Origin of the sequence: Acinetobacter sp. PC34 (assembly GCF_051789135.1) — a bacterium.
Taxonomy (GTDB): Bacteria; Pseudomonadota; Gammaproteobacteria; order Pseudomonadales; family Moraxellaceae; genus Acinetobacter; species Acinetobacter johnsonii.
The window spans coordinates 1,501,747-1,521,297 of sequence record NZ_CP196664.1; the positions used below are offsets into that span (position 1 = coordinate 1,501,747).

Annotated in this window: 19 protein-coding genes; 9 read left to right on the forward strand and 10 right to left on the reverse strand. The window is 40.4% G+C overall.

Translation table 11 applies throughout. The features are described 5' to 3' along the window. Positions 1 to 47: 47 nt before the first annotated feature. Both ACSC9N_RS07305 and ACSC9N_RS07310 read left to right on the forward strand, forming a co-directional pair. A complete protein-coding gene (locus ACSC9N_RS07305; RefSeq protein ID WP_010326841.1) occupies positions 48 to 2,210 on the forward strand; it encodes a malate synthase G in 2,163 nt (720 codons plus the stop codon). Positions 2,211 to 2,470: 260 nt separating this feature from the next. Continuing rightward, complete coding sequence (locus ACSC9N_RS07310) at positions 2,471 to 3,133, forward strand: SOS response-associated peptidase family protein (protein ID WP_010326840.1); 663 nt, start codon at positions 2,471 to 2,473, stop codon at positions 3,131 to 3,133. Between the two features lie 5 nt (positions 3,134 to 3,138). On the opposite strand, the gene ACSC9N_RS07315 is transcribed toward ACSC9N_RS07310, so the two are convergent. After that, positions 3,139 to 3,603: a MarR family winged helix-turn-helix transcriptional regulator gene (locus ACSC9N_RS07315; RefSeq protein WP_004696885.1), complete on the reverse strand. Its 465-nt coding sequence runs from the start codon at positions 3,601 to 3,603 to the stop codon at positions 3,139 to 3,141. A gap of 153 nt (positions 3,604 to 3,756) precedes the next feature. After that, positions 3,757 to 4,074: a hypothetical protein gene (locus ACSC9N_RS07320; protein WP_010326839.1), complete on the reverse strand. Its 318-nt coding sequence runs from the start codon at positions 4,072 to 4,074 to the stop codon at positions 3,757 to 3,759. Positions 4,075 to 4,614: 540 nt separating this feature from the next. Between ACSC9N_RS07320 and ACSC9N_RS07325 the strand changes: the two genes are divergently transcribed. Together ACSC9N_RS07325 and ACSC9N_RS07330 are read left to right on the forward strand one after the other, a co-directional pair. After that, entirely contained in the window at positions 4,615 to 6,141 is a 1,527-nt protein-coding gene (locus tag ACSC9N_RS07325; RefSeq protein WP_010326838.1) for a TerC family protein, read from the forward strand. A gap of 246 nt (positions 6,142 to 6,387) precedes the next feature. Next, the gene (locus tag ACSC9N_RS07330; protein ID WP_005401169.1) at positions 6,388 to 7,119 is read left to right on the forward strand and encodes a hypothetical protein; all 732 of its coding nucleotides are present in this window, start codon (positions 6,388 to 6,390) and stop codon (positions 7,117 to 7,119) included. Between the two features lie 24 nt (positions 7,120 to 7,143). Here the strand turns inward: ACSC9N_RS07330 and thiM are convergent, their stop codons facing one another. From thiM to ACSC9N_RS07345, 3 genes are all read right to left on the reverse strand, one after another. After that, on the reverse strand, positions 7,144 to 8,019 hold the full coding sequence (thiM, locus tag ACSC9N_RS07335; RefSeq protein ID WP_005401170.1) for a hydroxyethylthiazole kinase: 876 nt from the start codon (positions 8,017 to 8,019) through the stop codon (positions 7,144 to 7,146). Between the two features lie 11 nt (positions 8,020 to 8,030). After that, a complete protein-coding gene (locus tag ACSC9N_RS07340) occupies positions 8,031 to 9,188 on the reverse strand; it encodes a hypothetical protein (RefSeq protein WP_439036128.1) in 1,158 nt (385 codons plus the stop codon). A 186-nt stretch (positions 9,189 to 9,374) separates the two neighbouring features. Continuing rightward, the gene (locus tag ACSC9N_RS07345; protein WP_005401172.1) at positions 9,375 to 9,632 is read right to left on the reverse strand and encodes a hypothetical protein; all 258 of its coding nucleotides are present in this window, start codon (positions 9,630 to 9,632) and stop codon (positions 9,375 to 9,377) included. Positions 9,633 to 10,055: 423 nt separating this feature from the next. Here ACSC9N_RS07345 and pepN point away from each other — a divergent pair, with 423 nt between their 5' ends. Together pepN and ACSC9N_RS07355 are read left to right on the forward strand one after the other, a co-directional pair. Then, entirely contained in the window at positions 10,056 to 12,665 is a 2,610-nt protein-coding gene (gene pepN / locus ACSC9N_RS07350; RefSeq protein WP_010326837.1) for an aminopeptidase N, read from the forward strand. Positions 12,666 to 12,913: 248 nt separating this feature from the next. Beyond that, the gene (locus ACSC9N_RS07355) at positions 12,914 to 13,132 is read left to right on the forward strand and encodes a hypothetical protein (protein ID WP_010326836.1); all 219 of its coding nucleotides are present in this window, start codon (positions 12,914 to 12,916) and stop codon (positions 13,130 to 13,132) included. Positions 13,133 to 13,195: 63 nt separating this feature from the next. Here ACSC9N_RS07355 and ACSC9N_RS07360 read toward each other — a convergent pair whose 3' ends face one another. Further along, positions 13,196 to 13,639 (reverse strand): universal stress protein, encoded by a 444-nt coding sequence (locus ACSC9N_RS07360; RefSeq protein WP_004696899.1) that lies wholly within the window; start codon positions 13,637 to 13,639, stop codon positions 13,196 to 13,198. 85 nt (positions 13,640 to 13,724) lie between these two features. Continuing rightward, positions 13,725 to 14,168, reverse strand: coding sequence for a universal stress protein (locus ACSC9N_RS07365; RefSeq protein WP_010326835.1), 444 nt, complete (start codon positions 14,166 to 14,168; stop codon positions 13,725 to 13,727). Between the two features lie 302 nt (positions 14,169 to 14,470). Between ACSC9N_RS07365 and ACSC9N_RS07370 the strand changes: the two genes are divergently transcribed. The 3 genes from ACSC9N_RS07370 (at position 14,471) to ACSC9N_RS07380 (ending at position 16,475) form a co-directional block, all read left to right on the forward strand. Continuing rightward, positions 14,471 to 15,484 carry an alpha/beta hydrolase gene (locus tag ACSC9N_RS07370; protein WP_010326834.1) on the forward strand — a complete coding sequence of 338 codons (1,014 nt, stop codon included), beginning with the start codon at positions 14,471 to 14,473 and terminating at the stop codon, positions 15,482 to 15,484. An 83-nt stretch (positions 15,485 to 15,567) separates the two neighbouring features. Continuing rightward, the gene (locus ACSC9N_RS07375; RefSeq protein WP_005401176.1) at positions 15,568 to 15,912 is read left to right on the forward strand and encodes a DMT family transporter; all 345 of its coding nucleotides are present in this window, start codon (positions 15,568 to 15,570) and stop codon (positions 15,910 to 15,912) included. A 5-nt stretch (positions 15,913 to 15,917) separates the two neighbouring features. Next, a complete protein-coding gene (locus tag ACSC9N_RS07380) occupies positions 15,918 to 16,475 on the forward strand; it encodes a TetR/AcrR family transcriptional regulator (RefSeq protein ID WP_010326832.1) in 558 nt (185 codons plus the stop codon). 65 nt (positions 16,476 to 16,540) lie between these two features. Here the strand turns inward: ACSC9N_RS07380 and ACSC9N_RS07385 are convergent, their stop codons facing one another. The 3 genes from ACSC9N_RS07385 to tal all read right to left on the reverse strand — a co-directional run bounded on the left by ACSC9N_RS07385 (position 16,541) and on the right by tal (position 19,549). Further along, complete coding sequence (locus ACSC9N_RS07385; protein ID WP_010326831.1) at positions 16,541 to 17,716, reverse strand: benzoate/H(+) symporter BenE family transporter; 1,176 nt, start codon at positions 17,714 to 17,716, stop codon at positions 16,541 to 16,543. Between the two features lie 125 nt (positions 17,717 to 17,841). Continuing rightward, on the reverse strand, positions 17,842 to 18,492 hold the full coding sequence (gene leuE, locus ACSC9N_RS07390) for a leucine efflux protein LeuE (RefSeq protein ID WP_010326830.1): 651 nt from the start codon (positions 18,490 to 18,492) through the stop codon (positions 17,842 to 17,844). Between the two features lie 70 nt (positions 18,493 to 18,562). Further along, positions 18,563 to 19,549, reverse strand: a complete 987-nt coding sequence (gene tal / locus ACSC9N_RS07395) for a transaldolase (RefSeq protein ID WP_010326829.1) — start codon at positions 19,547 to 19,549, stop codon at positions 18,563 to 18,565. Between the last annotated feature and the right edge of the window lie 2 nt (positions 19,550 to 19,551).

Genomic DNA, 19,551 nt, shown 5'->3' on the forward strand with positions numbered 1-19,551 from the left:
GTATACTAGAATCTCTTGTATAAAAAGTAGCAATATCAGGAAAGACAATGACTGCACGTATTCAAAAAGGCAAGTTAGCGATTGCTAAAGAACTTTACGATTTCATCGAAAATGAAGCACTTCCAGGTTCAGGTTTGGACAGTGAAACTTACTGGAAAAACTTTGAACAAGTCGTTGTCGATCTTAGCCCAAAGAACAAAGCACTATTGGCTAAGCGTGACGACATTCAAGCGAAGATCGATGAATGGCACCGCAACAACAAATTTGAACTTGGAGCTTACAAAGCTTTCCTTACTGAAATTGGCTACTTAGTACCAGAAGTAGAAGATTTCCAAATCAGCACAGAAAATGTAGATGAAGAAATCGCATTATTGGCTGGTGCGCAATTGGTAGTACCTGTGCGTAATGCACGTTACTGCTTAAATGCTGCAAACGCTCGTTGGGGCTCTTTATACGACGCACTTTACGGTTTTGATGTGATCCCAGAAGACGGTGGCGCGGAAAAAGGTAAAGGCTATAACCCTGTGCGTGGCGACAAAGTTATTGCATTTGCTAAAAACTTCTTAAATGAAACCTTCCCATTAGCGAATGGTTCGCATGCTGATGCGACAAAATATGCAGTTGAAGGCAAAAAGCTAGTTGTGACGTTAAAAGACGGTTCGACATCGACTTTGGATAAAGAAGCACAATTTGTTGGTTTCAATGGCGAAGAATCTGCTCCAACAGAAATCGTACTTTTAAACAACGGCCTACACGTTGTGATTGAAGTTGATGCAAACAGCCCAATTGGTAAAACAGATGCGGCTGGCGTAAAAGATTTAGTACTTGAGTCTGCTTTAACCACAATTCAAGACTTAGAAGATTCGATCGCTGCTGTAGATGCAGAAGAGAAAGTTGAAGGCTACCGTAACTGGTTAGGTTTGATGAAGGGTACACTTTCAGAGTCTATCGAGAAAAATGGTAAAACTGTTACGCGTACTTTGAATAAAGACCGTACACACAAAAACTTGATCGGTGGTGAAACGAAACTTCATGGCCGTTCATTGATGCTTCTTCGTAACGTGGGTCACCTAATGACCAACCCTGCGATCTTGGTAGATGGTGCTGAAATTTACGAAGGTATCATGGATGCATTAATTACTCCGCTATTGTCTTTTGCAGACATTAAAGGTGAAAACGAAAACAAGAACTCTCGTAAAGGTTCAATGTACATCGTAAAACCTAAAATGCATGGTCCTGAAGAAGTTGCTTTTGCTGTTGAGTTGTTTGAGCGTTCAGAACAAGCGCTTGGCTTGCCTGCAAAAACTTTAAAAATCGGTATCATGGATGAAGAACGTCGTACTTCTGTAAACTTGAAAAACTGTATTGCTCAAGCGAAAGACCGTACGATCTTCATTAACACGGGTTTCATGGACCGTACTGGAGATGAAATCCATACCTTTATGGAAGCAGGTCCATTCGTTCGTAAGGGCGAAGTGAAATCACAAATTTGGTTCCCAGCATATGAAAACCGTAACGTGATGATCGGTCTTCAAGCGGGCTTACGTGGTAAAGCACAAATTGGTAAAGGCATGTGGCCAAAACCAGATATGCTTTTAGACATGTACAAAACCAAGATTGAACATCCAGAAGCGGGCGCAAGCTGTGCATGGGTTCCTTCTCCATCTGGTGCTGTCATTCATGCGATTCACTATCACCAATGCAACGTGTCTGAGCGTCAAAAAGAATTATTGAATACAGAGCCTTTATCATTAGATGATTTGTTAACACCACCTTTAGCGACAGATACCAACTGGACTGAAGAAGAGAAAACCAAAGAGCTTGAAAATAACCTTCAAGGGATCTTGGGTTATGTTGTGCGTTGGGTTGACTTGGGTGTAGGTTGTTCGAAAGTTCCAGACATCAATAACGTGGGTTTAATGGAAGACCGTGCAACTTTACGTATTTCATCTCAACACGTTGCAAACTGGTTACGTCATGGCATCGTATCTGCGGCGCAAGTTGAAGAAGTGATGCAGCGTATGGCGAAAATCGTTGATGAACAAAACGCAAACGATCCGCTTTACACGCCTATGGCACCAAGCTTCGATGGTTATGCATATAAAGCAGCGTATGACTTAGTGTTTAAAGGTGGTGAGCAGCCATCAGGTTATACAGAGCCACTTCTGCATGCTGCACGCTTGAAGTTAAAAGGTTATACAGGTGACTAATCTGTAAATCTAAAAAAGCCTCTTCGGAGGCTTTTTTATTGGACGAAATAAGTCGTACTCTATCCTTAGAGGAAAACAATAAGACTGATTTAATTTTGGGTAATAGTGATCTATAGATTGGCGCTTGCTTAGAGCTATGAATGGGTTTAAGCATAGGGCTAAACAAGTATTTCAGCTAGACGCTGCGGATAAAAGCCTTATACAATTCATTATATAAAGCTCGTCATACTATTGTTAACCATCAAGTTGGATGAAAATCCATGTGCGCTAATTTTAAACCTCTAACCCTTGCTCAAGTACAACAGTTTGGTCTCCCTGAAATTCCTTTTGATTATGTCGAAGAAGTCTATCCTGGTTATGAGTTGCCTTTATTGTTCAAATCAAATTTAGGATTTGAGTGGTGTAAGGTACATTTTGGTTTAATACCGAAATGGGCCGAAGATAAGAATATTGCAAGCAAAACCTATAATGCTCGAAGTGAGACACTTCTGCAAAAGGCCAGTTTTATTGAAGCGACTTCCAAATATCAGTTTGGGGTGATCCCAGTTTTTGAATTTTATGAGTCAAAATATATAGAACAAAAGCCACAGAGATGGGGTGTCAGACGACAGGATGGGCAAGTGATATTTGTTGCTGCACTTTATGAAATCTGTCGTATAGCAGGCGAGGTAGTGCCTTCAGCAACCATGCTTACAATGGATGCTATAGACCACCCAATGATGCGGGAGTTTCATGAGCCGGGTGATGTGAAGCGTTCAGTAATCGTGATTCCACATCAACGCTTAGAGGAGTGGCTCAGCTGGAAATCACCAAATATTCAATCCTTTGTACAAGGCTTTCCTGTTAAAGAGTTTGAATGTTCACATGTGCCGAAAATAAAAGTCGAAAAAGAGAGTCCCCAACTCAACTTTTTCGACTTTTAAGCGGTTTAGCGAGCTAAATTTTTAAACACGTGTTTTAAGCTTTCCATCATTTTTTCAATTTGCAAAGGTGTTAAGCCTTCAAATGATTGCTCAAGCACAACACTGGTGAGATCATTAATCTTATTGGTCATTTCAACACCTTTTTCGGTGAGAAGGACGCGGGTGATACGAGCATCGTCTTCACAAGAATAAGTTTCAACCAATCCTTCATCTTTTAAACGATAAACAATTTTGGTGGTTGTCGACATTTTAGAGACCACCATGTCAGATAAATCAGAAACACTGGCATGTGGCTTTGAATCTAGAGCTAGTAAAATACGACGACGTGAGTTATCTAAACCATACTTTTTTAAAGCGTGATCGACATTGAGTACATACTGTGCATGTACTTGTGTTACCCAGTAAAATGGAAAACTTTCTAAAGAAAAATCTTCAGAACCTGGTAGGAACTTACTGTACTTTTTGGTCATGTGACGGATTCCCCGTGAATCGTATTTTTATTTTATAGATCATTTGAACACATTTTATGTGAACACTCATACACTTATCAATACAAAATTACTGGATTTATCACCATAAACGAAATTTGTTAATGGATAACCTTGGCCAGTAATCAAGAAAATTTAAGCGTGGCTGTTTAGAAGAGACAGGGCATAACTGTCTTTATCCTGATGGAAGCTCACAATACTTTGCGCAAATTGTACAACTTCATCTTCGACTTCAGCATTCTGGTGAGAATCCAAAGAAAGTTTAGCCATCGGAAAACCGTCCTGTAGAACGATAGGCAAGTGCATTTCAAACTTTTGGTTATTATGCGAAACCAGAACTTTAACTTGATGCTGATCAAATGAGGAGTCTAAATGCAGATATACGCCTTCATAGCTAGTATTCGCAAGCATCTTTGACGTCTTACTGAAGGTCAATGCTTTTTCATTGTTCATAGCGATGAATCCTGTCTTCGATTATTTTGATCGGACTATCAATCCGTACATCCTTGGTTCGAGCAACTGACCAATCTTACAATAATGCTGGTCGTGTTTCATTTTAGTGAAAAAAATGGATTTGTGAACTAGCGTTTTTAACAAAAAGTGTCATTCATAGGAGCCATAAATGTAGTAAATTGATGTTTTTTAATTATTATTAAAATAAATAATTTAATAAAAACAATTGTTTGCTTTTTGTTTTAAGGTGCGTTTAATTAGAAAAACTAAAAAGTGACCGCCGCGTCTAATCTTTATTGAATGCGACAATTGGCATTAAGTGACAAAATTTCGAACAGAGATTTCGATATTTTTATGTATTTTTTGCATAATAAGTGGTCGAATATTAAAATTTTGTTAAAAACTATAAAAAAATTATTACAAGCCAAATATCTCAGGCATAATTATTTCATCTTTAGTTGAACAGGTCATAAATATGGATCCGTCGCCGTGCAGGTCTATGCTTTTAAAACAGAAACATAATTCTGGGGTAATAAAATAATGGAATTTTTATTAGATCCGGGAATATGGGTAAGTTTACTTACACTTATTATATTAGAAATTGTTTTAGGTATTGATAACCTAGTCTTTATTGCCATTTTGGCCGAAAAACTTCCTCCTGAGCAACGTGATAAAGCGCGTGTCATTGGTCTGTCGCTTGCACTTTTAATGCGCTTGGGCTTGTTGTTTATCATTACTTGGTTAGTCACGTTGACTCGACCGCTGATTACTGTCTTAGATTGGACATTCTCTGGGCGAGATCTCATTCTTTTATTTGGTGGCTTGTTCCTAGTCTATAAAGCCGTTACCGAATTGCATGAAAAAATTGAAGGTAAGCCCGAAGTTAAGCTGACCACCAATGTGGTCTACGCAGGTTTCACCGCAGTTGTGGCACAGATTGTGATCCTTGACGCGGTGTTCTCACTGGATTCGGTGATTACCGCGATTGGTATGGTCGACAACATTAATGTGATGATGGTGGCTATGGTCGTTGCCATGGTGGTCATGCTGTTGGCGTCGAAACCATTAATGACTTTTGTAAACCGTCATCCGACTGTGGTCATCTTGTGTTTAAGCTTCTTACTCTTGATTGGTATCAGCCTGATTGCGGAAGGTTTCGGCTTCCACATTCCTAAAGGTTATATCTATTCGGGTATTGGTGTTGCCATTGCGATTGAAGCCTTTAACCAGTTTGGTGAGCGTAATGCGGCAAAACATGAAGCGAAAATTCCACTACGTCATCGTACTGCGGATTCTATTTTAAAACTCATGGGTGGCAAGCTCCAAGCTGAAGACCCTGATCAGCTTCAAGCACAAGAAACTTTTGCGGATGAAGAACGTTATATGATTGGCGGTGTATTGACATTGGCTGAACGTTCGGTCGCGTCGATCATGACACCGCGTAGTCAAATTTCGTGGGTCAATCTTGATGATTCACCTGAGAAAATTCGTGAACAGGTACTGTCTGTGCCGCACAGTTTATTTCCAGTGTGCCGCGGTAGCTTGGATAAAGTGATCAGCATTGCGCGCGCCAAAGAATTGCTCGATGTCTTAGATGATGAAGAGCAATTGAAAGACCTGATCAAACGTCATCGTCCAATTTACATTTTTGAAAAAATGAAAGTCATTGATGCGATTAATACGTTAAGAACGTCTAAAGGTTCATTGGTTTTGGTGAGCGATGAGTTTGGTAATGTGCAGGGCCTTGTTTCACCGCTTGACGTATTTGAAGCGATTGCTGGTGAATTTCCCGATGCCGATGAGCAACTTGATTTGGTGAAGGTTGATGATCAGACGTGGAAGGCGACAGGCATGCTGGATTTATATCAGCTTGAACTGGAACTTGGGATGATCGATTTGGTTGAAGAAGATGCGGGCTATATTAGTGTTGCCGGTTTAATCCTAGATAAAACTCATGGTGATGTACACGTTGGGACTCAACTGGACTACCGTGGTGTTCACTTTGAAGTGCTTGAGTTGGATTCAAACCGAATTAAGACCGTGAATATTAGCTATCGTACTGCTTAATCATTGCAATAATAGATTGTGAGAAAAAATGCCAGCTTTGTGCTGGCATTTTTTCTGCTTATAAAATAAGCGCTATGCACTTAAATAAAAAGCAGTTATTCTATGCCCGCAATTGGGTTGTCGTATTGCGTACTTGAAATTACCTGTTTGGTGAAGACAGCTTGTTTCTATCCCTATGGTTATCAAAGCATTGCATTTAGACTATAGCAGTAAAACAAGTGATCAAAATAAGAACGGAAATACTTCATGCAACTTATGGAAAAGGTCGTTGATTTTAAAAAGCTTTCAGTAGAGAAAAAACAAGTTCTATTTGAAGAGCTTGAAACTTTTGATCGACAAATTTTCCCAAATGCAATCCAAGAAGAACTACATCAATTAGTATATAACCCTGATGTAGTGGCATTACCAATTATTCGTTTTTATCATCGCGGAAAAATAGTTGGGCAAAATATTATTGCTATATTGAAGCTTAAGACAGCGCATCAACCTTTATATATTCTTAGCTCGCGTGCAGCTTTTTTACCTGATTACCGAAATCAAAACAGAACACTTTTATCCGCAATTCGAGTGACCTTGGGTTATCGTTTAAAATATCCCACGCGTCAGTTATGGTTTGTTTCGAGTTTGATGCAGCCAAAAGTATATCGGCTGTTTGCTTCACGTTCAAAACGCTTTTATCCGCGTGCAGAAGTGCCAATGCCTAAGGATTACTTACAGGTTCTTGATCTAATGCAAAACCGTCATGTGAATGTGCAACAGCGCAGTGAGGATGTGTTTGTGCATCCTTGTGTACTGCCGCAGACCACGCCTGAACAATTGATTCGGCTTCGAAATCGAGCCAGTCGTCATATCAACTTTTATATGCAACATACGCCTGATTATTTTATTGGTATGGGTTTAATGTGTATCTGTAAATTAGATGTGCTGACTCTGCTAGAAGCGGCGATGAACGTGCTTTTAGGGCGAGAAGTTACCTAAGCAGAAACTCTCGCCATACTTTATTTAGGCTGAGGTACGGATAAGCTGTATATCCGCATATTTATAAATGGTTTCAGCTTTCATTTGATGAATGTGATCCATAAACGCTACATTAAAACTTCCTGTGCTTTGGCTTCGGGCATATGCAAGCTGCCCAGCAATGGCAAAGTGGACATGCGCAGACAGCGCTGCAATGACAGGATTGGTGACTGCGCTATAGGCTGCAATTAATGCACCAAGGGCACAACCTGTAGCAGTAACTTTGGGTTGTAAATGTGAACCACCATTGACTTGGATTACAGCATCAAGTTGTTTGGAGAGAATATAGTCAGACTCACCAGAAATGGCAATGACTTCAGCCTGCGCTAAAAGTGTTTTTGCTTGATGGTAAACATCAGCACTGCTTGCAGTACTATCAACGCCTTTGGTTTCGATCTGGTTTCCCGCAAGTGTGCTGATTTCAGATGCATTTCCACGAATAACCGTGGGTTGAAAAGCTAACAGCTGATTCACCATTTCAGAGCGCCACTTTAAAAACGGCCCATATCCCACAGGGTCTAATACCCACGGAATGTTTTGCTGCTGCGCGGTTTGTGCCGAGATTTGCATGGCTTGCATTTGTTCAGAGGTTGGCGTACCTAGATTAATACTGAGCGCTGCACTAATGCGTGTGAAACTTTCAGCTTCAAAGGGATTATCAATCATGGCAGGTGAGGCGCCTGCAGCCAATAAAACATTGGCTGCATAGTTGGCAGCCACACTGTTGGTGATACATTGTACCAAAGGTTGTTGCGTTTGCAGGGCAGTCCAAGCTTCAGCAACATATGCCACCAAGACATCGGTTTGGTCTTGAATCGATTGTTTTGTGTTAAGCAAGGACAGGTCTAAAAGCTGGGTCATAGTGGATGCCCTTATTTGGTGAAATAGTGGTCTTGATGCTTACATTTGCGACAAAATAAAGTCACATATTGGTCGGCATCATAATCTACGGTGAGCTCATTTGAACCGCAGTACATACAGCGTTTTTGTGAGTAGAAACTTAAACGTGGTTCAATTTTTTGCCATGAACGAGAGACAGGCTGAAAGAAAATGGCTTCGTCATAGCCTAAAAATCGGAAAAATAAGACTTCGCTCATTTTGCTGAATGGTAGGTTATGTGGTCGAGGCAGAGTTGATGTTTCCCATTTTTCAGCCACACTGCGTTCACGGTATTGTTGTAGAGTTTTTTTCAGTAAGTTGGTGTTAATAAAGTTTTCATTTCTGGGTTGTAAGGCTTTACGTTCATATAAATACTCCAATGCAGTTTGGATTAAATAATAAATTTGTCCGACCGCGAGTACATCGAGTAAACGATAACAAAACACTTGGAAACTGTTATTTCCTGCAATTTGAATGCCCCAAGTACGACAGTAAAACTGCATAAATTGGATAATTTCCTGATAGAGCAATTGGTACAAGGCATTTTTGACTTCATCCGCGGTCTTAAAAGGCACACCAAGGCTAAGGTTTTCATAAAACCAATAGCGTAACTGCTGCGTAACACTAAATAGGCTGGGTTCAGAGTAGCCGTCCAAACGCACATTAATATAATACTGATGGACTTCACTGGCAAAATCTTTGGCAACGAGGATTTGTTCTTTTACCAGTTGTTTGACGAGACTATTTTGAAATAGATAATTGGGGGTGACACTAAAATATTTGATCTGTTCCCAATCAATAAACTCTTGATGCTGTGTATGTTCTTGTGCGTAGCCATCTAACAGGGCCAATAAAAATAATTTATGCATAAAACTGAGTTGACCCAGTTCAAACTCATAAATGTCCTTGGTTTTGGTTTTATGCTGTTCTTGCTGACGAGTTTCTTTCAATATTTTTTTGCGCTGGGCTAAACAACTGTCGCAGTGGCAATTTAGATTGGAATTGCTAAAAACACGATGTTGGCAGTGGCTACATTCATGAAAGTTAATTTCTTTGTCGTATTGTTCAGCATCCACCCAAAACATGGCCGCCTGACAAAGTGGACAAGGCGTGCTCTCATCAAGTTGTTTGTGCAAAATTTGAAGCGACATAAGATGAATTTGAAACTCAGGATTTTCTCAAATTATACACGCTAAAATTTCAGAAAGGCGTTGTAAATTGCAGTGTAATTGAACAAGTAGAGGTGCTTTGTAAACGCTAGATGGGTGAAGCAACGCAGTGGCGAATATAGGGCAAAAAAAATACGGCATGCACCGTATTTTTTGGACTAGTAGAATTTAAACGGGGCAAGGTAGAGAGTCATCTTCCATACCTAGTTTTTTAGCTTCAATCATGGCTTGAACTTTTTTGCTCGGCAACTTTTTGCTCCCTAGTGTGTCGTAGTGATTTAAAATGCTACTGACATCGTGTGCTTGTAAAGGTATTCCTTCACAGCTCATGAACAGGGCAATGACTTTATGATCAATTTTTGCAGCATGCATTGCTTGCAGCATTTTTATATTTTCGACGCGGACGATATGGTCTTTTAAGTACATCTCACACCTCTTTTATTTTGCTTAAGTTTTATCATGCGCTATGCATATTTAGATACAAGCAAAAACTGTGCACAAAATGTAGCCGATTTGAAAATTAAGTTGGATATTTGAAAAGAGCTGGCTTTAGATCTTATCGATGTCTTTAAGTTTCTCAGCGTTTGAATGGCGGAGAGCTAATGGCACTGTGCAAGTCTAAAGGCTGGTGCAAATATTGCTAGACAAGCACGGCACGATGTGAGGAGTTGTCTGTTTCTTATTCACTTGGTGCAGTCATATGAGCGGGATAAGAACAATAGAATTGAAAAGCCTGTTCAACGTGCCCATATAAATATCATTCAACATACACAGACAGTATGGCAAACTTGTCGTATGATCAAAACATACACAATATAAAGCTGTAGACCAATAGCATTAGGACATGACATGAATATTGCGGCAAATCCAATTATTGAAGCAGATCAAACCGTCTATTTAAAAGACTATCAAAAACCATCTTTTTTAGTAGACAGCATTCACCTCGATATTCAAGTCTATGATGAGCATAGCCAAGTTGATGCTGTACTGGAGCTGACGCGCCAAACCGAGGGTGATTTGGTTTTACTCGGTCGTGATTTAGAGCTGAAAAGTTTAGTGCTGAATGGTCAGCAACTTAGCCAAGAGCAATATGCGCTTGATGCAGAGCAGTTGGTGATTCGTAATGCACCAAATCAGATCAAGCTTGAGACATCGGTGATCATTCATCCTGAGTCAAATACACAACTTGAAGGTTTATACCAAGCCGCATCAGATTTGTTTGTTACCCAAAATGAGCCTGAAGGATTCCGTAAAATTACCTTTTACCCAGACCGTCCTGATGTCCTTTCAGTTTTCACCACACGTGTAGAAGCCGATAAAAAATATCCAGTGCTCCTTGCCAATGGTAACTTGATTGAAGCGGGCGAGGCAGGCGAAGGTCGTCACTATACCATTTGGCAAGATCCAACCAAAAAACCAGCGTATTTGTTTGCTTGTGTGATTGGTGATTTGGCTGTTTTAAAAGACCGTTATGTGACCTCGGAAGGCCGTGATGTGGCTTTAGAAATTTATGCCGAAGAAAAAGATATTCCGAAATGTCATATTGCAATGGAAGCCTTAAAGCATTCAATGCGTTGGGATGAAGAACACTATGGTCGTCCCTATGATTTAGACAACTATATGATTGTGGCTACCAGTGCGTTTAACATGGGTGCGATGGAAAATAAAGGTCTAAACATCTTTAATACGTCATGTGTTTTGGCGGATGAAGAATATACGACAGATGCCGCGATTATGCGTGTACAGTCGGTAATTGCCCATGAGTATTTCCATAACTGGACAGGTAACCGCATTACTTGCCGTGATTGGTTCCAATTGTGTTTAAAAGAAGGCTTAACGGTTTTCCGTGATCAATCTTTCTCAGAAGATTTGCAGTCTGCTGCGGTTCAACGTATTGATGACGTTGCGGTACTCAAAGCGCATCAGTTCCCAGAAGATTCAGGCCCATTGTCTCATCCACCGCGTCCTGATCATTTTGTGGAAATCAATAACTTTTATACTGCAACGGTCTACGAAAAAGGTGCGGAAATTAACCGCATGATGGCTACCTTATTGGGCAAAGAAAAATTCCGTAAAGGAACTGATGAGTACTTTGAACGCCATGATGGTCAAGCTGTGACCGTTGAAGACTGGGTAGCCGCTTTAACCGCAGGTTCAGGCGTAGATTTATCCAATTTCTTAACATGGTATAACCAACCTGGTACACCAAAGTTAGAAGCGGAAGGTCATTATGATGCTGCTGCGCAAACCTATACTTTAAACTTTAAGCAAAGTTTAAAAGCACATCCTAAGTATCCGAACCTAAAAGCTGTTCCAATTCCTGTCGCTTTAGCACTGTTCGATGCTGCAACAGGTGAGCAATTGGTTTTAAACTCAGACAGTTTATTTGAAAATGCAGTCAAAGACGGTGTGTATCTTTTTGACCAAGACCAAGCCAGCATTGTGTTTAGCGGTTTAAGCACGAAACCTGTCGTGTCATTACTGCGTAATTTTTCTGCGCCCGTCAACTTAGAATTTAACTATACCGATGAAGAGTTGGCGTTCCTGATTCAATACGAAACCAATGGTTTTAACCAATGGCAAGCAACGCAAACACTGCTTGAGCGTATTTTACTCAATGGTCATGATGCGCATATTTATATTCAAGCCATTAAAAACACGCTACCAGATCTTTTTGAACAAGATCCACTCTTGGCATCACGTTTATTTGATGTGCCAAGTGAAGGTTATTTAGGTAGTCGTATCGACACTGACTACGAACCAGCGAAGATTCAAGAACAACGTAATGCTTTGATTGAAAAATTAGCACGTGAGTTAGGTGCGTTCTGTAAAGACACTTATTTGGCTTTAGACCCAGATTTGCAAAAAGAGTTTTCACAAGCCATGGGTGTCCGTGCGCTGAAAAACATCATGCTTAGTATGATGGCGCGTCAAGGCGATGAAAGTGCTTTTGAGCTGGCATATCAGCAATATGAAGCCACAGGCAATATGTCTGAACGTTTAGGTGCACTACGTGTCTTGGTTTGGAATGATGCACCGCAAGCAGAAGCGGCTTTACGTGATTTTTACCTACGTTTTAAAGATGAGGCTTTGTCACTAGATCAGTGGTTCACACTTCAAGCGGCACATCCTTGTGCTACGACGGAAACCATTCAATACCTCACTTCACATGCCGATTATGATTTGGGCGTGCCGAACCGCATTCGTTCAGTGAGTGGTGGTTTAAATGCAAACCCAGTGAACACATGGAGTTTTGGTGTGGATCATTTCATTGGGCTGGCAAAATATTTAGATGAGAAAAACCCAATTGTTGGCTCTCGTTTACTTCAGGTTTTGTCACGTTGGTACACATTGGCAGAGCCACAGCGTAGCGAAGTGAAAGCGAAGCTTGAGGCTTTAAAACCACAAGTGAAATCTAAAAATGTCAGTGAAACTTTAAGCAGTATGTTAAGTATTTAACTGATCTACGCATAAAAAAAGTCAGTCAGTAGACTGGCTTTTTTTATGTAAACTGAAGAATGACAGCATGAAGAGTGCACATTGGTATTTTTATAAATAATGAACATTCATGTGAATAGTGTGAAATAAATCGCATTTTATGGGTATAATGTTATGGCATAACAGATGATTAGCTCAATATTCTGTATTTTTTCGGCTTCTGTATACAGGCTATTGGGCAGACAAACATGTAGAGTGTAAAAACAGATATGTTAGTTAAAATTGAAGATGGGTTTTATTTAAATACCGTTCATATTATTGCTATTCGTATTGCGAAAAGTGCTGAACTGGGAACATTTCAAGTCAATGTTGAATATAGTCCGCATAACCATCAGGCTTCGGGTTTATTTCAAAAAACTTTTATGCAACAGTCGGCAGCAGAGCATTATTTGCAAAATTTGCATCAGCAGATTAGTAAAAGCAAATGAAGTGAACGAGTTCTGCCAAATAAAAAAGACTGCTTCGGCAGTCTTTTTTATTTAAAACAATACTTAAACTTTTACGATCAGCACAGGTATTGGAGACTGCGTTAGAACATTTTGCGCCACACTACCTAACATCATCTTTTTAAAACCTGTACGGCCATGTGAGCCCATCAGAATCAGATCTGCACCGACTTCATCGGCCACATGAATAATACCTTCAGAAGGAGAGATGCCGCGGATCACTTTGGTATCCACCTCAATTTCATCACGGTCAAATGAGAGCTTTACTTCGGCTAAACGGTCTTGAGCGACTTTTTCAGCATGTAGAAAATAGTCGGTGATAGCTGGTGCTACTTTATAGAAGTCGACTCCGACAAATGGATCGACTGCAATCACGCTCATGAGCGTTACGCGACTATTTAAATCTTTGGCCAACTCAAGTGCTTGTTCAACAGCAGCATAAGACATCGGTGATTCATCGACGGCAACCAAAATGTGTTTGTAGCTCATTATCTTCTCCTTAATGGTACGTCTTTATGCGGATCATTTTGCAGTACATGCGAAATCAGCTCACATAAAGACGCGTTATAGTTGATTAAGCTTTAACAATGAGAACTGGGAGCTCAGTAGATTTGAGAACATCTTGAGCAAAGCTGCCTAATAGGAATTTTTGAAAGCCTTTGCGACCATGTGAACCCATTACAATCAGGTCATTTTTCAGTGAAGTTGCTGTTTCGACCACAGCATCTTCAGAGACTTCACCTTTAATGATTTTAGACTGAGCTGTTACACCTTGTTCTTGTGCAATTTGAACCGCATCCTGAAGGGCTTTCTCAGCATTGTTATAGGCTTGTATGAAATAGTCTTTCATGATTGGAGAGGTATAGTAAAAATCGGCATCTTTGAGAGGGTCTTCAGCAACTAAGCTAATCAATGTAAGTTGACTGCCAAAAACTTTGGCAATTTCAGCCGCTTGCTTAACCGCAGAAAAAGAAATTTGTGAACCGTCAACAGGGACTAAAATATGTTGGTAAGCCATCAGAGGGACTCCTTTTTGTATAAGATTTAGTTCTTGATTTATTGATAACACACTGCCATTAAATGTTCAATTTTGATCGGGCTAAAAATTGAAAATTCATGAAATTAAAAGAAAATAATTCAAGAAAATGCTGATTTTCGTGTCCAAAATCTTGAGTGAAAAACTCAAGTTTCAGATTTAATACGATATTCTTTAAAAGATACTTCTGGTGTTTAAATGAAGCTGAAATGAGATCTGTTTAATCATGCGATGTGATAGAGACTGTATTAGAATCATTTGAAAAAAGGATGGGGCCGAACAGTATGATTTTTCAACCAATAATAAAAGTACTTAGTACTGTTTTCATGATTGTGCTTTTGAGCGCGTGTCAAAGTGTAGAAAAGAACACCAAACTAATTGCGGGTACATTTAACACAGCAACCAATATTCAAATGAAAATGCTAGATCGCTTTGCGCCTCCCGATGTCATCGTACACAATAATATTACATATCAAGCTAGTCCTGAGCTGAATGTTGACATCTATCAACCCCAAAATATTGAACAATTAAACGCAGTGCCCACGGTGGTTTGGATTCATGGCGGCGGATGGGTTTCGGGCTCAAAAGAGCATGCGCGAGGTTATTTTAAGCTTTTAGCTAATCAAGGCTTTAACGTGGTCTCGGTAGAGTATCAGTTTGCACCTGAGGCTATTTATCCCACTCAGTTACAGCAAGTCGATCATGCACTGAATTTCTTACAATTGAATGCTGCTCAGTATCATATTAACCCGAACCAACTGTATCTAGCAGGAGACTCTGCTGGAGCCAATATTGCCAGTCATTATGCTGCGCTTTTGACGAATCCCGCATTTGCTCAAGCATCCAATTTTAAGCCGAGCATTCAGCCGAAACAGCTTAAAGGGCTAATTTTGCATTGTGGTATTTATGACTTATATCGCTTTGTAAACACCGCTCCTGAGGAACTCAGGCTCATTGAATGGGGCGTTTATAACTTGGTTCAAGCGTATACAGGAGAGCGTAAAGAGGATGCAGCTTTTTTAAAGGCAATTTCAACCAGTGAGCATATTACGCCACAGTATCCACCTGTCTTTATTAGTGGAGGAAATAAAGACTTTTTAACCAATAGCCAGTCTTTACCTTTCGTCGAGGTGTTGAAGCAGCATCAGGTTGCAGTCACGGAGGCTTTTTATCCAGACTCTAAGGAGTTTTTGGTGCATGAATATCAGTTCATGATGAGCAAACAAGCGAGTCAGATCACCTTTGATCGAACCATTGATTTTATAAAGCAAACCTCAAGGCCGACTGAAACAAAATAAAAAAGTATGCAGAAAGCCTTGTTTAATTTTTGCTATTTTAATAACATACCGACCGATTGGTATGTTTTTTTGTTGAGTTTCTGATGAATCCTATATTAATGGCTTATGCTTTGCTGGCGATGGCAATTATTTCTGAAGTGATTGGTTCGACTTTTTTGGTAAAGTCGGAAGGTTTTACCAAGCTATTGCCTTCTCTGGCCGTAGTCGTTCTATTTTCGTTGGCATTTTATTTATTGTCTCAAGTGATTAAAGTGATTCCATTGGGTATCGCTTATGCGATTTGGGCGGGTGTTGGTATTGTTTTAACCGCTCTGATTGGTTACTTTGTTTTCCGACAAAGTCTAGATTTCGCAGCAATGATCGGTATTGCACTGATTGTTTCTGGTGTGGTCGTGATTAACTTATTTTCAAATTCAACAGGGCATTAAGTTCGATGCAACAAGCAAGTCCACGTAAAAAGGCACCAGAACAGGTTCGCCAAAGTATCCTACAACATGCGATCTGTTTGGCTGCTGAAAAAGGCGTGACTGGGGTCTCCATACAAGCAGTGGCTGATTTGGTTGGCGTGAGTAAGGGTGGTGTTTTCCATCATTTCCCAAACAAACAAAAGCTACTTGAAGCGATGGTTGTGGAACAACTTGAACAATTGGATCGTGTTGTTGATGAGTTGATTAGTCAAGACCGTGATCGTTATGGTTGCTTTACCCGAGCCTATATTGAAATTACTCTAGAAAAGCAGGTGCTAGGCTTGGAGCATTCTTGGTCAGCTATTTCGATGATTATGCTGACGGATCGTACCTTTAATGAGTATTGGATTGAGTGGCTAGAAAAACGTTTAGCGCGACATCAGGATACAGATAATAATTTGGAGCTTAAAATTTTACGCTATGCTGCAGATGGCATTTGGCTCACAGCATTTACCGAGGTGGAAAATCTGTCTGAGACGATGCAGCTTAAGCAAGAATTGATTCAACGAAGTTATCAGCATTAAGTTTTCAATTTAGCAATATTTAAAAATGAAAAAGCACCCATCGAGGGTGCTTTTTGTATGAGGGCTTAAACTTTTTTGGCTTTAAATTTAAATATAAGCATAACTGCAAAACCAAAGAGTAGTCCCCAAAAGGCAGAGCCAATACCAAAGAACTGTACCCCAGATGCGCTGAATAAGAAGGTCATGAGGGCTGCCTCACGGTCTGATACCGCTTCAAATGCAATCGCGATGTTATGACTAATCGTGCCAAACAAAGCAATACCAGCCAATGCTGTAATAAAGATTGCAGGGAAAGACAGTAAAAGGCTGGTCAGGGTGGCTGCGAATAGTCCCATTAAGATATAGAAGAAACCGCAGCTCATGCCCGCAATATAACGTTTTGATGGATCAGGGTGAACTTGTTCATCTAAACTGACAGCTGCACTAATTGCTGCGGTATTGACACTATAACAGCCAAAGGGTGCGAGTAAGGCTTGAGCGGTACCCGTCCATCCAATCAGTTGATTGACGTGGGGGTTATAGCCATAGCTTTTAATCATGGCAATACCGGGTAAGTACTGCGATGCCATATTGATCACAAACAAAGGTAGCGCTAAACCTAAAATAGCAGACATGCTGAACTCAGGTGCCATCCAAACAGGTTGCGCTAGGCTCCATGTGATTTGAGGCGTATGGAAGTCTAAGAATAACGGGCAGAGTAACAAGCCTGCAATCACTGTAATGACAATGCAGTAACGTGGAGTAAGTCGCTTAGAAACAATATAAGCCGCCAGCATGGATAAAATAAAACCCCAATGGTCTTGCATACTAGCGAACAATGAAATACCAAACTTCAATAACACACCAGCTAGCATGGCACTGGTTAGGCTTTGCGGGATATACGTCAGAACTTTTTCAAAGATACCGAAAAAGCCCAAAATGGCAGTAACTAAACCACAGACCAAAAATGCGCCAATCGCTTCATGCAAACTATAACCACTGCCTGTCGCAATAATTAAGGCCAGTGCTGCCGTAGACCATGAGGTCGATACAGGATATTTAAGTTTCCAAGATAAAAGCAGCCCACTTAAACCAATACCCAGACCTAAAGCCCAGAACCATGAGTTGATTTGTGCGGTATTTGCACCTAAGACTTGGGCGGATTGAATGACCAAGACTGAAGACACACTAATGCCAATGAGGAAGGTAATAAAACCTGCGAATACTGCTGGAACTGAGAAATCTTGAAATAATTTTTGCATGAAGATCAAAACATAATTTGAATGAGTGAAAATAGCGATTGTTCAAGGATCATACGCTGGTTCTTGAAAAAGAAAACAGCATACAATGGTTTTTTTATCGAAAATAACGAGATTATTCACGAGAATTACAGGGTGGAAAGTGCGAGCTTTAAACCAAAACCACAAAACAGTAAACCAACAGTTGCCACTGCGACAGCGGCAACTTTAAACTGACGGTTAAAGTAACTGGCCAATTTAATCCCTGAGAAAATCAAAATGCTAAGATAAGCCATGCTAATGATCTGCAAGATGACTGAAAGTAAAGTAAAGCTGAGTGCAGGATAAGCGTATTTAGGGTTAACAAACTGCACAAAGAAAGACAAATAGAACAAAATAGCTTTAGGGTTTAAAAGACTAATGGTCAGCGCTGATCTAAACGGGTGTAGCGTTTGCAAAGTATTCTGGTTTGCACTTGCTTCAAGATGCTGTGGGGATGAATGCCACGTTTTGACGCCAGCAAATAAGAGTTTTCCACCTAGGTAGGATAGGTACAAAGCACCTACAATTTTTAATAAAATGAACAGCCAAGGAAAAGTATGTAAAAGAGATGCTGCGCCTAGTACCGTGCATAGAATGAGAATCAGGTCACCTGTGAAAACGCCTAATGCTCCCCAATAGCCGATCTTCGGACCAAAACGTGAGGCAATGGACATCACATAAAGAGAATTTGGGCCTGGTAGAATCACAATTAAAATTGTACCGATGATATAGGTACCGATGTCGATAATCCCAAACACAACATATTCTCAATAAAAAAGCCGATATTGCATGATAGCAAAATCGGCTTTTAAAAGAAGAAAAATCAAGTTAAGCTGAAATTTCTTCATCTAGACCAAAAGACTGACGCAATAGTGTGTTCAGCTGTTGACGGGCTTTAATAAATCCATCAATACCGCCTTGTAACAACTGCGTTGCCATCAAGTCATGTTCAATTTGATTCCTAAACTCAGTTTCACTGAGTGTGTTAAGTGCAGTTGTCGCTGGCGCAATATCACTTGCTGACAGTTGGGCTTTAACTTCACGTGTGTCTTGTTCAAGAGCTGCCAATAAGTTAGGCGCAACAGTAAGAAGGTCACAACCTGCAAGTCCTAAGACTTGGTCAACACTGCGGAAGCTTGCGCCCATAATTTCTGTTTTGATCCCATGTGCTTTATAGAACTGGTAAATTTGCTTCACAGAAAGTACGCCAGGGTCTTTCTCAACTGGATAGCTGTCCACGCCTTCGGCTTTTTTGTACCAATCTAAAATACGTCCAACAAAAGGTGAAATTAAAGTGACATTTGCCTCCGCACAAGCATGGGCCTGATGCACACCAAACAAAAGCGTTAAGTTGGTATGGATACCTTCAGCTTCTAACACTTTCGCTGCTTGAATACCCGCCCATGTTGAAGCGATTTTAATTAATATACGATTTTGATCTACGCCGTAGTTTTTATATAGCGCCAACAGCTCTTTGGCTTTTTCAATGGTGGCATCGGTATCGTATGACAGTGCAGCATCCACTTCTGTAGATACACGACCCTCAATCAATTTGAGAATTTCCACCCCAAACTTGACGGTAAGAATGTCGATTGTGCGTTCAATGAGTAAGTCTTCTTTATAGCCCTCAGTTTTGGCTTGAGCAAAAGCATCCTCAATCAACTCTTTATTTTCAGGTTGAATAGCAGCCGCTGTAATCAGCGACGGATTAGTCGTTGCGTCAAGCGGGCGAAATTGGTTAATCGCCGCTAAATCGCTACTGTCAGCAACAATGGTGGTTAAGCTTTTTAATTGGTTTAATGCAGTTTGTGTCATTG

Bases quoted from the DNA above. Each gene is read 5' to 3' on its own strand.
- ACSC9N_RS07305 (WP_010326841.1), top strand. From the start codon at position 48: ATGACTGCACGTATTCAAAAAGGCAAGTTAGCGATTGCTAAAGAACTT.
- ACSC9N_RS07310 (WP_010326840.1), top strand. From the start codon at position 2,471: ATGTGCGCTAATTTTAAACCTCTAACCCTTGCTCAAGTACAACAGTTT.
- ACSC9N_RS07315 (WP_004696885.1), bottom strand. From the start codon at position 3,603: ATGACCAAAAAGTACAGTAAGTTCCTACCAGGTTCTGAAGATTTTTCT.
- ACSC9N_RS07320 (WP_010326839.1), bottom strand. From the start codon at position 4,074: ATGAACAATGAAAAAGCATTGACCTTCAGTAAGACGTCAAAGATGCTT.
- ACSC9N_RS07325 (WP_010326838.1), top strand. From the start codon at position 4,615: ATGGAATTTTTATTAGATCCGGGAATATGGGTAAGTTTACTTACACTT.
- ACSC9N_RS07330 (WP_005401169.1), top strand. From the start codon at position 6,388: ATGCAACTTATGGAAAAGGTCGTTGATTTTAAAAAGCTTTCAGTAGAG.
- thiM (WP_005401170.1), bottom strand. From the start codon at position 8,019: ATGACCCAGCTTTTAGACCTGTCCTTGCTTAACACAAAACAATCGATT.
- ACSC9N_RS07340 (WP_439036128.1), bottom strand. From the start codon at position 9,188: ATGTCGCTTCAAATTTTGCACAAACAACTTGATGAGAGCACGCCTTGT.
- ACSC9N_RS07345 (WP_005401172.1), bottom strand. From the start codon at position 9,632: ATGTACTTAAAAGACCATATCGTCCGCGTCGAAAATATAAAAATGCTG.
- pepN (WP_010326837.1), top strand. From the start codon at position 10,056: ATGAATATTGCGGCAAATCCAATTATTGAAGCAGATCAAACCGTCTAT.
- ACSC9N_RS07355 (WP_010326836.1), top strand. From the start codon at position 12,914: ATGTTAGTTAAAATTGAAGATGGGTTTTATTTAAATACCGTTCATATT.
- ACSC9N_RS07360 (WP_004696899.1), bottom strand. From the start codon at position 13,639: ATGAGCTACAAACACATTTTGGTTGCCGTCGATGAATCACCGATGTCT.
- ACSC9N_RS07365 (WP_010326835.1), bottom strand. From the start codon at position 14,168: ATGGCTTACCAACATATTTTAGTCCCTGTTGACGGTTCACAAATTTCT.
- ACSC9N_RS07370 (WP_010326834.1), top strand. From the start codon at position 14,471: ATGATTTTTCAACCAATAATAAAAGTACTTAGTACTGTTTTCATGATT.
- ACSC9N_RS07375 (WP_005401176.1), top strand. From the start codon at position 15,568: ATGAATCCTATATTAATGGCTTATGCTTTGCTGGCGATGGCAATTATT.
- ACSC9N_RS07380 (WP_010326832.1), top strand. From the start codon at position 15,918: ATGCAACAAGCAAGTCCACGTAAAAAGGCACCAGAACAGGTTCGCCAA.
- ACSC9N_RS07385 (WP_010326831.1), bottom strand. From the start codon at position 17,716: ATGCAAAAATTATTTCAAGATTTCTCAGTTCCAGCAGTATTCGCAGGT.
- tal (WP_010326829.1), bottom strand. From the start codon at position 19,549: ATGACACAAACTGCATTAAACCAATTAAAAAGCTTAACCACCATTGTT.